Genomic DNA, 12,595 nt, shown 5'->3' with positions numbered 1-12,595 from the left:
CGTGTGGAATGCCTCCACCGTACACGAGCCGGTTGCGCTTTCAATACACAGACTCATTCAAAATGTTCGGGTGCGAGCGCTCTGACATACGCCTGACACGCCTGCAAGGCGATCAGTCCACGGTCGCCCGTATCGGTGATGGCGATAATTCTTTGAGCATGCGCCGGGTCAAGTCGGGCGCGTACGGTTGCATGATCCACGCCGCCGGGGCTGGCGGTGGCTGGCATGTTGCAGCCTGGGGTAGCGTCGCTGGCGTCGAGAAGGACTGACAGGCGCACATCAGCAGTGGCAAGACGATCGCGCAGGCGATCCTGATCACGTTGGGCATCGCTCAGCGCTCGGTAGTGGGTTTGTTCACTGGTCGCCAGCCGTTGCTCCAGCGCCAGGCGTTTATCCTGCTCGGCCTGTTGCGCGGTGGCGACGGTCTGCGTCAGTTGATTAAGCGTTTCGGCGTTTAACCGGGCCTGCTCGGCCAGTTGCCGGCCGTAGCGCCAGTCCTGAAACTGCCAAGCCCCGGCAAACGCGCCAGCGCCCAGCAACAGGATGCCGATCATTCGCCAGGGGATTGGCATAGCACCGCCCTCGCCCGCGCCCAGATTTCCAGGCGATCCTGCAACCCGTTCAACCCGCCGTTGATGCGCCGGGTGATGGTGTTGAACTCGTCGCGGTCGGCCAGTGCGTTCAAGCCTTTCTGCTCCCAGAACCATGCCGCGGATTCGGCAGCCCATTGCGGCTGTTCGAGCAGTTCGGGCAGGGACAGCAAACGCTCATCGCCGAACAGACCGAGGCTGCACTGGCGATAGTTCGAACGGCCAGTAATCTGGATCAACCCGCGCCCTCGGTATTTTTGCCCGTCGCCGTCAGCCTCCGGCGTGTTGCCCAGACGCAAGGCCAACGTACCCGTGTCGTACTTGCTCAGGTATTGGTTGTTGCCCAGTTCGCGCACGTAGCGCAATTGGCCCGACTCGTGGCCAACTTGCGCAAGGAACGCCGCGATACGTTTCGGCGAATCGATATGACGGCGCGCCATGGCACTGTTGAGTGCAGAAACAAAAACGCCCGCTTGGCTGCGGGCGTTGGGCATGATGTCGATAAGGTTGTTTTCAGTTAATTGCATAATGTTTGATCCTCCCTGGATATTGCCTCGATTGAATCACGGTTGACGGCCAATGCCCGTCAGCCATTTTTTTGCCAGAGTTTTCAGGGTGCTGTCCGGTGCAAGTTCTTCGGGCACGTCGAACACCCAACCGAGGGTACCGAAGTGGGCGGTCCAGTCGATTTGCGGTACCGGAGTGATTTCAGTGATGTCGACCCAGAGCAGATCCGGATGAAACATCTCGGCCATATTTCCGTCGGTGGAGAAGAGTTCGACCACAGTGTTCTGGGTGATGCGTGCGTAGGTTTTCATCAGGCGTACTCGTAGATGATCACGGCACCGGGAGCGCCTGCTGCGCCCGGTCTACCCGGCTGATTGGTTGTGTTAGCGATCCCGCCCGCGCCTGAACCATAACCGGAACCGGGGGCAGCCACACTCAATGCGACGCTACTCGCATAACCACCACTGCCAAGCGGTGAGTTTGCGCCATGCCCGGCAAGTGTTGATCCGGTGAGGCACATCCCTGGATTGCCGGCCGCACCTGCCGAATTGACAATGTTGCCGCCACTTGAGGTTTGGCTGGGAAAACCACCTACATACAAGCCGAATCCAGGAAGCGTGAGCGGAGAATTCCAGGGAGACCCGCCACCACCGGTGGCCGTAACCAATGAACCCAGCGAACTGGTACCGCCACTTCCTCCGCCTGTGCCGACAACCCCCGCCGCGCCCCCAGCCCCCACGGTAATGATTTGGCTCTGCCCGATCGCGGCAGATGATAACCAGGCTTGTGCGTAGCTACCGGAAGCGCCACCGCCTGTAAGGGAAACCTGGGTAGAGTTGGTCGCACCGATTCCCGAGCTGCCACCACCTCCGCCGACGATGGTGACCCATACGTTCTTCATTCCCACTGCTGGCACATAGATGCCGGACGCGGTAAATGTCCTGATCCCCAAGAGCCGGCCACTTGCAGCATTGCCACCACTCGCATACACCAGCACCCAACTATCCAGTGCTGCGCTGTACACCACCGAACACACACTACCGCCGACAATCTCGGCAGGGCGCAACGCACTCGCTGCAAGACTGACCAGTGGCTTGGGCATCAAGCCGTTCGGTGCAAACGTACTCGCCCCGCTATTGGCATTACCGGCAGTAAAGCGCAGCGCCAAGCCGTCCTTCAATGCGGTGACGGCAGGCACATAATTGGCCATGTAGAGATTGGCCGCGCCGATGTCAGTGGCATGTTTGTCTTCACCTGCCTGACTGAGTTTTTTCACCGCTTGCAACAACTGGGTTGCATCGGCTTCGCTCGGCTCAAGGCCGGCGGATTTGACGACGCTCAACAGCTCGTCGGTAACGCTGTTGCCCCAGGTCGCCGGGATCAGGGATCCGGGCAATCCTGCGACGACGTCTTCGTTAACGAACTTGCCGTTCACCAGCCCTACGCTGGGAACGCTTTTTGGATAGTCCATGTCGATTCCTCAGCCATTGGCCTGTAGCAAACCATCAAGCCAGTCAGGTTCGACAGGGCGCGAGCGGGCATCGGGGAAGTCCGGATGATTGGGCCAGTCGCGCAGAGCCTGCCGATAGGCGAGCAGTTGTTTGATCTCTTCGGCGCGCAGGGTTGTGCCCTCACCCACTTCAAGCTCTTCAGCATCGCGGAACACCAACCATTGGGTGTTTTGAAGCACCTGGTTGCGCCATGCGCGTTCACGGTTGGCCAGCGCAATCGGGGAATTGAGAGGATCGGTCAACACAGGCTGGCCAGAGTGACTGGCGCTGATGACTTTTCCGGCAGCTTGTCCCGCAAACAGTTCGGCGTATTGCGCTTCGGTGATTTCCACCGCCCCTTCAGGCACTTCGGGAAGTGCGCTGTCGACCCGATCAAAGCCCAGGGTTTGTGCGTAAAAGTAAATAGACATCGTTAATACCCCCAAACCAGAATTCGACCGGAAACGCCTGGTCCTGGTCTTACAGTTGTTCCGTCAGCCACCCTGACGCGTGCAACGGCTACAGAAGTGGATGATGCGGACGTATCGAACCCCCAGATTGTCCCGGTGCTGGAAACCCAGGCGCCGGGATAAGCCTCATTGGCCACGCCACCAAGGACTGCATTAGGAAATCTGATGGGCAGTGACAGACTCATGGTTGCATTGACGTCAGATGCGCCGATCAACCACTGCACGATCAAACCACTGGGAAATTTTTGATAGCCGAATTGAGTGCTTGGATTGAGTTGGGCCGCAAACGCCGAGTACTTCAACGCAGCAGTGCCATAAACCACCCACACCCCAGACTCTCTGACGAAGTTCGCACTCTCACCATTGTTGATGACGATCGACGCCAGATAAGCCCCTTGCGGACTGATCTGCGTGCCGGTTTTACTGGCCACCGTGACGGGCGCACTGTTACGGCAATGCAGGCTGATCGTGACGCCGTTCGGCACCGCAGCGGCATCCGGCAGCGTAACGGTGTACGCCGCGTTACCGCCCAGACCGATCGAGCAGCCGACATCAGCCTGAGTCAATTGGGTGGCGGTGGATATACTGCGAGTACTGGCATAACTGCCCAGCGCCCGTTGCACAAACTCGGACGTTGCTGCCGAGCGTCCACCATCAAACTGCGGCGCCGTCGTGAACAATGTCGGGCTGCGCAATGCCGCCAACAACTGATTGTTCGACGACTCGTTCGGCGTCAGACCGGCCGCCTGAACAACGTTAAGAATCTCTTGCGTGACGCTGTTGCCCCACGTCGCCGGGATCAGCGAGCCGGGTTTACCGGCGATCGGGTCTTCGTCGACAAACTGGCCATTGACCAGGCCGACACTGGGCACACTCTTGGGATAATCCAATGTTCATCTCCTTGATTGAAATACAGTGGGTGCGCAGGCCTCAGCCAATCACGCTGGCCAGCCAAAGCGGTGCTGACGGTCGGGAATCCGCTGCGGGAAAAAACGCCGAATCAGGCCAGTCGCGCAGCATTTGGCGGTACTCGAGCAATTCCAGATACTGAGCGGCCTTGAGCAAGGTTCCGCGCCCCAGTTCCTGCTCATCGCGATGGCGAGTGACCAGCCATTCGGTCGCTGAAAGGGATGCCTGACGCCAGCTGCGTTCCGCTGCGGCAGGCGCTTGGTCTACAGCAACCGGCTCCTGGAGGATCACCGGACTTTGCTGCGCGGGAAGTGGTTCGACAGCCACTGTCAACTTGCTGATCGGCCCGCCGATTTCTACTTCCTGCCCCTCCGGTACTCGCACCATCGACTCAACAAAAGATGGAGCAAACAGTTGGCTGATTGCGTAGTCACCGGTGTCGATCCGTTCGACAACCACGCCGTTTTCGATCCGTGCATAAACGGCCATTATTCGTACTCCCAGATTTCGCAAAAGGCATTGCCGCCGGCGCCGCTGACGACGGAAGCGGAAGCATTTGTCGAGCAGGAGCCGCTGCCACCGGAGCCTCGCCCGCCGGAGATGCCATTTCCATTGACACCTACACGTGTGCCACCACCGTCAAACGGGCTGGCCGCCCCGGCCCCGGAAACCACACCCCAATTGAAGTTGTACATCGCGAACTCACCTGGGGTGCCACGAGCGTTGGCCAAACCACCACCCGTGACGATTTGTCCGCCAGCACCGCCCATGACGAAACCGACCGTCGTTGCTGTCACCGGGAATGAAAGGATTTGCCCGCCGGCACCGCCAGCGGCGCTCATATAGGTGCCGAAGGAAGCGCCGCCCCCGGTCATCCCGGTCGTATTGACTGCAGCGCCGCCAGCTCCCAAAGACACAGGCACGCCAGCCAGCATTTGCGCGGTCACGTCGTAGAGACTCTCCGCATAGGCGCCGGAACCACCGCCACCACCGATTCGGTGATTATTGGCGGGGACGGGCTCACAGCCTCCACCGGAACCACCCGCACCGACCAAGCGCACACGTATGCGTTTCGCTCGGGGATGTGGTTTGTAGAGCGTGATACCGACGGATTCGATCTGCCTGACTGCCAGCAACCGTCCCACCGCATCGGTGATGCCATAACCGGCCAACGTGGTCGGGGTATTTTTCAGTTTGTTGAAGTCGACCAGTGCACCGATTGCGGTGGCCAGTTGATCGGTTCTGGCTTCATCCGGGGTCAATCCGGCGGCCTTGATTGCGTTGAGAATCTCCTGTGTGACACTGTTGCCCCACACCGCCGGAATCAACGACCCCGGTGTGCCAGCCACCGGGTTTTCATCGACGAAGCCGCCGTTGACCAGCCCCACGCCGGGAATACTTTTTGGATAGTCCATTGCACTGTTCCCTGTGCTGAAGTCAGTTGGCTATGGCCGTGCCGGGTGCGACCGGCCAGGTAATTTCATCGGGGAAACCGTCCTGTTTTTCGATACGGTTCAGCTCGACGCTGTAGAGCTTCCACTCGATCAGCAGCAGTTGTTCGTCATGGCTGGCATCGCCGATATCTTCGGCGTACTGCAGGGGGGCGATGCGCAGCACGGCGTCGCGAAGCAACGCGTCGCGTTGAACGAGGCATTGCTGTCTTACGCTCGCCAAGCGAGCCTGCTCATCCAATAGCCAGGCGTTGTCGCGCCAGACATGGAACTCCCCTGGCCACGGCTCTGTTGTAAGGGTGTCAGGCAACTCTCCCAGTTCGGTCCATACTTGCCTGACTCCATCATGTTTGCGGTAAACCACACCACGCTGGTCTGTCAGCTCTCGAGGAACATTGTTAACCAGCGTCCACACTCGCCCGCTTTCGGGCGACGGCAGCTCGAATGAAAGTTGAACGGCATTACTCGGCAGTTGAACACCAAGACCGGGGGTGACATCAAACTCGACAGGGCCGGTCAAACATCCCAGATGATCAGTCAGATAATTAAACATGGGCACCTCAGATAAGTTTGATTCGACCCGGATAGGCAATATTTCGAGGACGCGTGATACCGCCGTGGTTCAGCAAATCAGCATCCGTGATTGGCGTAACCGGCACTGAAGGCGTGATGTATTTGACGGTGGCGCCCGCGTAATCGACGTAGTTGCCCATATCGAAACCCAGCTGGGCTTTCTGGGTACTGATGTGGGTCGCAAACAGAATATTGTCGCCAATACCATTGTCGCCCTGAACTAAAGAGCCTTTTTGCCAGGATCCCGCCGCACGACCGGAATCGACCAAACCGCCTTCGGCCAGAACGCGCAAAAATTCACCACGGGCTTCTGGCAGGCGAAAAGTGGTGGCGCCGTCTCCAGGCGTCCACGCACCGCCTCGATCCGCCTCGGAACGCAACATGCCTGACTGCTGCGCGTGATCCCAGAGCCAAGGCCATTCCGAGCGATTCAGTAAAGAACCATTCAGCGCGGCATAGCCACCGGGCAGTACAGCCAGTGTGGTTTCAAAGGCTATGTAGCCGAGTGAGGATCCATCCAGACGACCGACCGGCCACCAATTGCCCGCTGCATCGCTGCGTAAATGCCACCAGTCACCGGCGCCCATCAACACGAGAAACGGATAGCCCGCAGCATTCAAATGGGTGTGAAACCTGATCACATCGCCGGTTGAACTTCTCACAACCAAGCGGTTACCGCTGTTATCGACACGCCGCACAATGATGTCGCGCACCCCAAGGCTGGTATTGGCCGGCGGCAGACTGACGTTCAGTGCACCGGCCCCGGCATCGATCAGAACCAGGCCCAGCTCTTCAATGGCCAATGACCTGGACGTGCCAACCCGAGTAATCACCGAACGCATCGGACTAGCGCTGCCAACAATCGAATGAATCGCCTTGAACAACTGCCCGGTATCCGCCTCGGAAGCCACCAACCCACCACCAGTAATCACACTCAGAATCTCCTGAGTCACACTGTTGCCCCACACCGCCGGAATCAACGACCCCGGCGTACCCGCCACCGGGTTTTCATCGACGAAGCGGCCATCGACCAGGCCGACGCTGGGGACGCTTTTTGGATAATCCATAGGTTGTTCGTTCCTTTGAAATGACAAATGACCGGCGTCGGCACAGCGTCTTCTGCGTGCCTGTCCACGGTCCGTTTTCTGAAAATAAAAAGCCCACAACGAAGTGGGCCTGGGTGACGCTGAATGAAGGTTTTCGGCTTAGCCGGAAAGGCCGCTGGCCAACTCGCGAATGGCGACCAAAGCTTCGTCACCAGCGCTGCGCGCCAGATCCATGTTGCCCTTGGCTGCCTGTGCGCGAATTTGCGCTTTGGCCTTCAGGCGCAGCGTACGCAGCGCCAGCAGATGGTCGGTCAGTTGATCGGCCTTGCTCAGAATCTGCTCGGCGGCCTGTTTGGCGCTGCGCCCTTTGGCGACCCACGCAGCGACCGACAGTGGCACTTCCTTTTTTGGGTAACCGGCGTCCTGATAGGCCTGTGCGTCGGCGGCGGCCTGGGCGTATTCCATGGCTTTGAGCGGGTCGCCAGCCAATGCGATGCGAGTGCTGTCGGCAGCGGCGTCAACTTTGACGCAAATCTGTTCAACTTCCTGCGCATTCAATTCAGTCTGTTTGTCTGCGTTCAGAACCCATGCCACACCGTCCCAGTCATGGGCGGCAGAAGGTTGAGGAAGGCGCATTTCGCCGTCGAACTGATGAAGTTCCTGAATCACGATCATCGAATAAGCTCCCACGACAGTTGGACGTTGACGGCATCGGCAAAGTTGATCGCAATCCCGACGCTGTAATCAGTGACCGGATGACTCTTGATACCCATACTCAGCAACAACTCATCACTCTCGGCGTTCAACTGACCAAGGTTGTGCTCTGCCTGATAGCACTGCCACAGCGAGCGCAAATTGGCATGGTCGAAACTGGCGGCCAGCGTTGAAACCGTAACGTCGTTGACGATGTTGTTGGTAAACAACACACAAGGGGAAACCGTTGCGGGGTTCCAGCCCCCGGGGTTGTTGGAACTCCCCGCAATAATGGGCGACAGGAAGCAATAGTTACCGCCCGCCCATCCCGTTGACGGAAAGGCAACCGATGTCACTGCCGTCGAGGACGGCGTTGGATTGCCGGCAACCAATCGTGCAGAACGAGCATGAGGATCCAGTGGCAGGAAAATTGCGCCCGTGCCGTTGACCGTCTGAGTCCAGGTCAAGCGCGCACGGTTGTAGATGGTTCGAACCGTGGGCACCGAGCCCGGTGCGCCGGTCACGATCCAGGCCAGGCACATGTCCAGTGCCGTTGACTGGAAGCCGCCACCGGCGGCACCGTTTACCGTTCCTTTCAACGACTCGGGCGTCACGTCATGGATGTTGCCACGCTGCACGTAGAACGACAGCGTACCGCCAGAGACTTGCGCGCGTAGAAAGTAATGGCTGCTGGGCAACAGATCCGCACTGCTCCAGGCCGACGTCACAAACGTGCGCGAACGACCTAACTGGCCATTCACGACTTCCTGACCGAGGCTGATATAGGTGCCTGCCGCAATCGAAACCCTGCCACCACTGGTGGATGCCGCAGCCGGGCTGACCGTCAACCGACCATCGGCGGTGGCCACCGTCGGCAGCGGCAATGCCACCAGCGGCAACGCCAGATCCTGATTCCAGCCCTTGGCCGTCACCGACTGAATCGCTTGCAGCAACTGATCGTATTTTTTCTCGTCCGGCGTCAGACCCGCCGCATTGATCACATTGAGAATTTCCTGGGTAACTCCGTTACCCCAATCCGCCGGGATCAGCGACCCCGGGGTTCCGGTCATCGGGTTCTCATCGACAAACTTCCCATTCACCAAGCCGGCGCTGGGCACACTGTTCGGATAATCCATGGCTCATTCCTCCCTAGTCATAATTGATGTGCACCTTGGTATGCGCCGGCGCACTGCGATGAATCAGGCATTCCAGTGCCGAGCCCGGATTAACGCCGAAGCGCTCGCCCCAATAGCTCGCGCCGAAACGCCGACCCAGCAACAAGCGCCCGCCGGTGTTGAGCGTCCACATGAACTGCGCTTCCCACGTGCCCCAGTGCGCCGAGCCGAAACGCGAGCGGCCCATGCGTGGGGCTTCGAGTTCGGTGATGGTCGCGTTGGGGTAACCCTGGCTTTTGGCGATGTCGATGTAGTAACCGACAGCCTGGCTGCCGACCGCGAGCAAGCGCCGGCGTACGGCGAGGCGGCGGTCGTCGAACAGCGGTGTGGCGCCCAGGCACGGGTCGGGCAGGTTCATCACCTGTTCCCAGTCCGGCACCAGTTCGCTGACGCCGGCCGGGTCCATCTCGTTGAGCAGGTCGGCGGCGCGGGCATCGAGGCGCGCCAGTTCGACGGCGACACCTTGCAGCACTTCTTCCAGCTCCGGCACGCGCTCCGGATCCCACGCCGGGCCAGTGGGCAGCAAGGCGCGCAGTTGCGCCTGATATTGCGCGGCGGTTCTTATGCCCCCCATACGCAACCTCCGAAGGTCAGCAGTTCGCTTTGCCCGGCAGGCACGTCAGCAGCCGGCGCGGTCAGCGTGTGATCGTACTCACCGCCAGCGCTGCTGATGGCTTCGCGGATATGGCTGATCAGCAACGGCACGCCCAGATCGGCCTCGCGGTTGTGCAGGTCGCGCAGTTGCGCCTCAACCGCAGCGCGCACGGCGCTGGTGTCCGGGTTGACGCTCTTGAAGCGATACACCACCGGCACCTGAATCGGCCTCTGCACGTGCACTTCCGCGGTCACCGGACGCAGCGGTTCGATGTAGTCCTGAACTTCCGCCAATTGCTCATCGTTCGGCACCGGTTGCGGGTCTTCGTCACGCATGATGAATACCGTCACGGTGCCCGGCCCGAGCAAGCCACCACGGCACCAGGCGCGGGTCACGCCCGGCACTTCCAGTGCCCAGGTCTCGTAGTCACTGGCCGAACCGCCATGGGGAATAACGCGGTAGGAACGAATCACCCGCGAGCGCAGCGACTCCAGACTTTCCCGCGCCACGCCGCCGCTGAGTCCCGGCGCCAGCACGACAAAACTGTTGCCGACCACACCGGCAATCGGCTGCACCGGTGTCAGCGCCAGCCCGGCGTCGGCATTGCCGAGGCTGCCGGCATCCAGCGCGGCAATTGTGGTGGTGTTGCTGCCATTGGCCGTGGTGCGCGCGGCGGTGACTTTGTAGGTGCGGCCGTCATTGGTTTGCAGCAGCGTATCGGCGTCGAGCACCGCGCCGGCAGTAGCGGTAAAATTGACGCTACCGGTGGCGACTTGCGCGGGTTTACGTGGCTGGTTCAGGCGCAGTGCGGCGATGCGTTCCAGGGTCGACTCGTCGGCCCTGTCGGGCAGGATCTGTTCGGCAATCCAGTCGAGATAACCGTACAGACCATAAGCCGCGCCACCGAGGGTACGGGCCAGCACTTGCGCATCGGACTGGCGCAGCGAGTCGCCGGCCAGGTCGCTTTGGGTGCGTTTGATCAGCACCGGCAGCGAAGGGGTTTCAAACGGCATAGATCACCTGCCAACTGTTATCGGGGTTGATGTCCAGACGTTCGCCGTCGGCCAGGGTCAGGACCGTGCGCAGGTTCAGGCGCTGGGCGTCGAGGCGTTCGCTGATGATGTCGATGGCGCTGCAATGGCCGTCGTCGATCAGCCACTGCAAGGCTTCACGGGCATAGAACTCGGCGTCCATCTGCGTTTGTCGGGTCAGCTTGACCCGGCGCAGCAGCCACAGCCGCGAGCCGATGCGGTCGTCGGCAACGGAGGGAAACGTGTCGCCCCACCAGCCGAAACGTTCGTCGTCGTCGAGGGCGTCGTCATCGGCGGCGCGGCGCCAGGTGAACAGGCTGATCAGTACGGAGCGCGTCAGTGCAGCATGGAGGTTTTGGCTGATCAGCATCACTTGCCTCCTGCCGGCGCGCCGGTCTGGCCGCTGCCGGCCTGCACACCGACGTGCACGTGTTTGATCTGGCTGATGCCACCGGCAAGTTGATCGCCGGTGGAAACGATCTTGCCGGTCTGGTTGATCACCGGCGTATCGAAGTTCACCGCGCTGCTGGCGCGGATGTTCAGCGTGGCGGTTTCGATATCGATGATCCGCCCACGCTTGAAGTGAATCTTGTCGCCTTCGTCGGTGTAGATCGCCACTTCGCCCGACGCCAACGATTGCAGGCGATAGCGGCGGTCAGCGATGACCAAAGCGATGGCGTGGGATCGGTCGCCGCCGATGAACGTGACGACACCTTCGGCACCGGCCAGCGGATGGCTGGTGAAACCGTAAGGTTCGAAGTGCTCCATGTCGTCGTTCACTTCACCGGCGGTGAGGCGCATTTGCAGCGATTGCAGCTTGGATGCCGAGTTGGCGAGCACGACAGTGCCGCGCGCCAGCAGGCGTGTCAGTAGGCTCATGAATTGTCCTCAAGTGGTGAGGTTGATGCTGATCCCTGTGGGAGCGAGCTTGCTCGCGAAAGCGTCCTGACAAGCACCAGAGCGGTGTCTGATCTGACGCCTTCGCGAGCAAGCTCGCTCCCACAGGGGCGGGCGTCAGGCTGATGGTTTTTTCGGGGGGCTGGGATTGGCATCGAAGGTATGCGGCGGCGCCACTTGCAGCGTGGTCACCGAGCCTTGTGCCGACAACGAATAAGTGACCTTGGAGATCAGCATGTCGCCATCAAACCCAAGCACCGGATCCGTGACTTTGACCAGCGTGTTGTGCCGCCAAAGATCACCGTTGGCCTGGCGCCAGCCCTGCACCCGATACGTGGTGGTCTGCGCCCGCCCCATACGGGTGGCGCACTCCCACTGGGCGCGTTGCTGGGCCAGTTCGAACGTCAGCGCGGTACCCTCGTTGATGATGGTGGTGCGTCGACGTTTGAAGGTCAGATCGGTCGCGCTGGATTCAACCTCGCTGACCGCCGCCCCGCTCTTCTTGTCCGAACCTTTCTGCTGGCCGATCACCCGGTATTCGGAGAACACCTGACTCTGATCCATGGGGGCGTTGGCCGACAGGATATTCTTGCCCAATTCCAGCGCATCGCTGGCCCGACCACCGCTGCCGGGTTTGGCCAGCACCAGCCGGCCCTGCTCGTCATCGGTGGAAAACACCCGCAGCAACGAGAGCAAACGGTCGATCGACTGGAACACGGTTTCACCCGGCACAATCGTGTGCTTGGTCAGCCGTGCAGTCTCGGGAATTTCATTGACCACCATCAGCCCATACTCCATCGCCAGCGCCTGCACGATGCTCAGCAACGGTTGCTCCTGCCACTGGTTCGGCTGGTTTCTGGCGGCGCAATCGACCAGATCCTGAGTCTTGGAACTGCCCTCGATGCTCAGGCTGATCTGGCGTCCGTCATAGCTGATCGGGGCCTTGAACACGTAGCCGGTGAGCACCAGATCCTGGCCGATTTTCACTTCGCAGGGGTCACCCGGCTTGATCCGCTGGTCCACCGTCTGCCCCGGCCACTGCCAGGTGATGTCGAGTTTGAAGGTGCGGAACTGGCGCTCCAGATCAGCGGTGATTTCCACGCTTTTCCAGCCGCCGTATTCCATGTTGTTGACGGTCAACGTGACATGGTTGTCCATTACGTCCATG

General features: G+C 60.3%; 17 protein-coding genes. All 17 read right to left on the bottom strand.

Going from position 1 to position 12,595, the window contains the following annotated elements:
- Positions 1 to 53: 53 nt before the first annotated feature.
- The 17 genes from RMV17_RS06010 to RMV17_RS05930 all read right to left on the bottom strand — a co-directional run bounded on the left by RMV17_RS06010 (position 54) and on the right by RMV17_RS05930 (position 12,594).
- Positions 54 to 572, bottom strand: coding sequence for a lysis system i-spanin subunit Rz (locus tag RMV17_RS06010; protein ID WP_311886005.1), 519 nt, complete (start codon positions 570 to 572; stop codon positions 54 to 56).
- Positions 551 to 1,117: a glycoside hydrolase family 19 protein gene (locus tag RMV17_RS06005; RefSeq protein WP_108225241.1), complete on the bottom strand. Its 567-nt coding sequence runs from the start codon at positions 1,115 to 1,117 to the stop codon at positions 551 to 553. Before RMV17_RS06005 ends, RMV17_RS06010 begins: the two co-directional genes overlap by 22 nt.
- Before the next feature lie 36 nt (positions 1,118 to 1,153).
- Complete coding sequence (locus RMV17_RS06000) at positions 1,154 to 1,408, bottom strand: hypothetical protein (protein ID WP_108225240.1); 255 nt, start codon at positions 1,406 to 1,408, stop codon at positions 1,154 to 1,156.
- Positions 1,408 to 2,568 (bottom strand): hypothetical protein, encoded by a 1,161-nt coding sequence (locus tag RMV17_RS05995; RefSeq protein ID WP_311886004.1) that lies wholly within the window; start codon positions 2,566 to 2,568, stop codon positions 1,408 to 1,410. The genes RMV17_RS06000 and RMV17_RS05995 overlap by 1 nt, the downstream gene beginning before the upstream one ends.
- A gap of 9 nt (positions 2,569 to 2,577) precedes the next feature.
- Positions 2,578 to 3,018, bottom strand: a complete 441-nt coding sequence (locus RMV17_RS05990; protein WP_311886003.1) for a phage tail assembly chaperone — start codon at positions 3,016 to 3,018, stop codon at positions 2,578 to 2,580.
- A 2-nt stretch (positions 3,019 to 3,020) separates the two neighbouring features.
- Positions 3,021 to 3,947, bottom strand: coding sequence for a phage tail protein (locus RMV17_RS05985; protein ID WP_311886002.1), 927 nt, complete (start codon positions 3,945 to 3,947; stop codon positions 3,021 to 3,023).
- Between the two features lie 40 nt (positions 3,948 to 3,987).
- Positions 3,988 to 4,455, bottom strand: coding sequence for a phage tail assembly chaperone (locus RMV17_RS05980; protein ID WP_077571362.1), 468 nt, complete (start codon positions 4,453 to 4,455; stop codon positions 3,988 to 3,990).
- Positions 4,455 to 5,381: a hypothetical protein gene (locus tag RMV17_RS05975; RefSeq protein WP_311886001.1), complete on the bottom strand. Its 927-nt coding sequence runs from the start codon at positions 5,379 to 5,381 to the stop codon at positions 4,455 to 4,457. The genes RMV17_RS05980 and RMV17_RS05975 overlap by 1 nt, the downstream gene beginning before the upstream one ends.
- A gap of 22 nt (positions 5,382 to 5,403) precedes the next feature.
- Positions 5,404 to 5,970, bottom strand: a complete 567-nt coding sequence (locus RMV17_RS05970) for a tail fiber assembly protein (RefSeq protein WP_311886000.1) — start codon at positions 5,968 to 5,970, stop codon at positions 5,404 to 5,406.
- Positions 5,971 to 5,977: 7 nt separating this feature from the next.
- Positions 5,978 to 7,057, bottom strand: coding sequence for a phage tail protein (locus RMV17_RS05965; protein ID WP_311885999.1), 1,080 nt, complete (start codon positions 7,055 to 7,057; stop codon positions 5,978 to 5,980).
- A gap of 138 nt (positions 7,058 to 7,195) precedes the next feature.
- Positions 7,196 to 7,711 (bottom strand): phage tail protein, encoded by a 516-nt coding sequence (locus RMV17_RS05960; RefSeq protein WP_311885998.1) that lies wholly within the window; start codon positions 7,709 to 7,711, stop codon positions 7,196 to 7,198.
- The gene (locus tag RMV17_RS05955) at positions 7,708 to 8,865 is read right to left on the bottom strand and encodes a phage tail protein (protein ID WP_311885997.1); all 1,158 of its coding nucleotides are present in this window, start codon (positions 8,863 to 8,865) and stop codon (positions 7,708 to 7,710) included. The genes RMV17_RS05960 and RMV17_RS05955 overlap by 4 nt, the downstream gene beginning before the upstream one ends.
- A 13-nt stretch (positions 8,866 to 8,878) precedes the next feature.
- Positions 8,879 to 9,478, bottom strand: a complete 600-nt coding sequence (locus RMV17_RS05950; RefSeq protein WP_034154917.1) for a YmfQ family protein — start codon at positions 9,476 to 9,478, stop codon at positions 8,879 to 8,881.
- Positions 9,466 to 10,512 (bottom strand): baseplate J/gp47 family protein, encoded by a 1,047-nt coding sequence (locus RMV17_RS05945; protein WP_311885996.1) that lies wholly within the window; start codon positions 10,510 to 10,512, stop codon positions 9,466 to 9,468. The genes RMV17_RS05950 and RMV17_RS05945 overlap by 13 nt, the downstream gene beginning before the upstream one ends.
- On the bottom strand, positions 10,502 to 10,900 hold the full coding sequence (locus RMV17_RS05940) for a phage GP46 family protein (protein WP_034154915.1): 399 nt from the start codon (positions 10,898 to 10,900) through the stop codon (positions 10,502 to 10,504). Before RMV17_RS05940 ends, RMV17_RS05945 begins: the two co-directional genes overlap by 11 nt.
- Positions 10,900 to 11,409, bottom strand: a complete 510-nt coding sequence (locus RMV17_RS05935; protein ID WP_016985044.1) for a phage baseplate assembly protein V — start codon at positions 11,407 to 11,409, stop codon at positions 10,900 to 10,902. Before RMV17_RS05935 ends, RMV17_RS05940 begins: the two co-directional genes overlap by 1 nt.
- Before the next feature lie 135 nt (positions 11,410 to 11,544).
- Entirely contained in the window at positions 11,545 to 12,594 is a 1,050-nt protein-coding gene (locus RMV17_RS05930; RefSeq protein ID WP_311885995.1) for a phage baseplate assembly protein, read from the bottom strand.
- Position 12,595 lies beyond the last annotated feature (1 nt).

It is taken from the genome of Pseudomonas sp. VD-NE ins, from assembly GCF_031882575.1.
Taxonomy (GTDB): domain Bacteria; phylum Pseudomonadota; class Gammaproteobacteria; order Pseudomonadales; family Pseudomonadaceae; genus Aquipseudomonas; species Aquipseudomonas fluorescens_BZ.
This window is presented reverse-complemented; position numbering and strand designations above follow the sequence as displayed.

What these genes read in the sequence shown, in the direction of transcription:
- RMV17_RS05935 (WP_016985044.1), bottom strand. Translation starts at nt 11,409, where the DNA reads ATGAGCCTACTGACACGCCTGCTGGCGCGCGGCACTGTCGTGCTCGCC.
- RMV17_RS05965 (WP_311885999.1), bottom strand. Translation starts at nt 7,057, where the DNA reads ATGGATTATCCAAAAAGCGTCCCCAGCGTCGGCCTGGTCGATGGCCGC.
- RMV17_RS05955 (WP_311885997.1), bottom strand. Translation starts at nt 8,865, where the DNA reads ATGGATTATCCGAACAGTGTGCCCAGCGCCGGCTTGGTGAATGGGAAG.
- RMV17_RS06005 (WP_108225241.1), bottom strand. Translation starts at nt 1,117, where the DNA reads ATGCAATTAACTGAAAACAACCTTATCGACATCATGCCCAACGCCCGC.
- RMV17_RS05975 (WP_311886001.1), bottom strand. Translation starts at nt 5,381, where the DNA reads ATGGACTATCCAAAAAGTATTCCCGGCGTGGGGCTGGTCAACGGCGGC.
- RMV17_RS05995 (WP_311886004.1), bottom strand. Translation starts at nt 2,568, where the DNA reads ATGGACTATCCAAAAAGCGTTCCCAGCGTAGGGCTGGTGAACGGCAAG.
- RMV17_RS05960 (WP_311885998.1), bottom strand. Translation starts at nt 7,711, where the DNA reads ATGATCGTGATTCAGGAACTTCATCAGTTCGACGGCGAAATGCGCCTT.
- RMV17_RS05970 (WP_311886000.1), bottom strand. Translation starts at nt 5,970, where the DNA reads ATGTTTAATTATCTGACTGATCATCTGGGATGTTTGACCGGCCCTGTC.
- RMV17_RS06010 (WP_311886005.1), bottom strand. Translation starts at nt 572, where the DNA reads ATGCCAATCCCCTGGCGAATGATCGGCATCCTGTTGCTGGGCGCTGGC.
- RMV17_RS05950 (WP_034154917.1), bottom strand. Translation starts at nt 9,478, where the DNA reads ATGGGGGGCATAAGAACCGCCGCGCAATATCAGGCGCAACTGCGCGCC.
- RMV17_RS05945 (WP_311885996.1), bottom strand. Translation starts at nt 10,512, where the DNA reads ATGCCGTTTGAAACCCCTTCGCTGCCGGTGCTGATCAAACGCACCCAA.
- RMV17_RS05930 (WP_311885995.1), bottom strand. Translation starts at nt 12,594, where the DNA reads ATGGACGTAATGGACAACCATGTCACGTTGACCGTCAACAACATGGAA.
- RMV17_RS05940 (WP_034154915.1), bottom strand. Translation starts at nt 10,900, where the DNA reads ATGCTGATCAGCCAAAACCTCCATGCTGCACTGACGCGCTCCGTACTG.
- RMV17_RS05990 (WP_311886003.1), bottom strand. Translation starts at nt 3,018, where the DNA reads ATGTCTATTTACTTTTACGCACAAACCCTGGGCTTTGATCGGGTCGAC.
- RMV17_RS05980 (WP_077571362.1), bottom strand. Translation starts at nt 4,455, where the DNA reads ATGGCCGTTTATGCACGGATCGAAAACGGCGTGGTTGTCGAACGGATC.
- RMV17_RS06000 (WP_108225240.1), bottom strand. Translation starts at nt 1,408, where the DNA reads ATGAAAACCTACGCACGCATCACCCAGAACACTGTGGTCGAACTCTTC.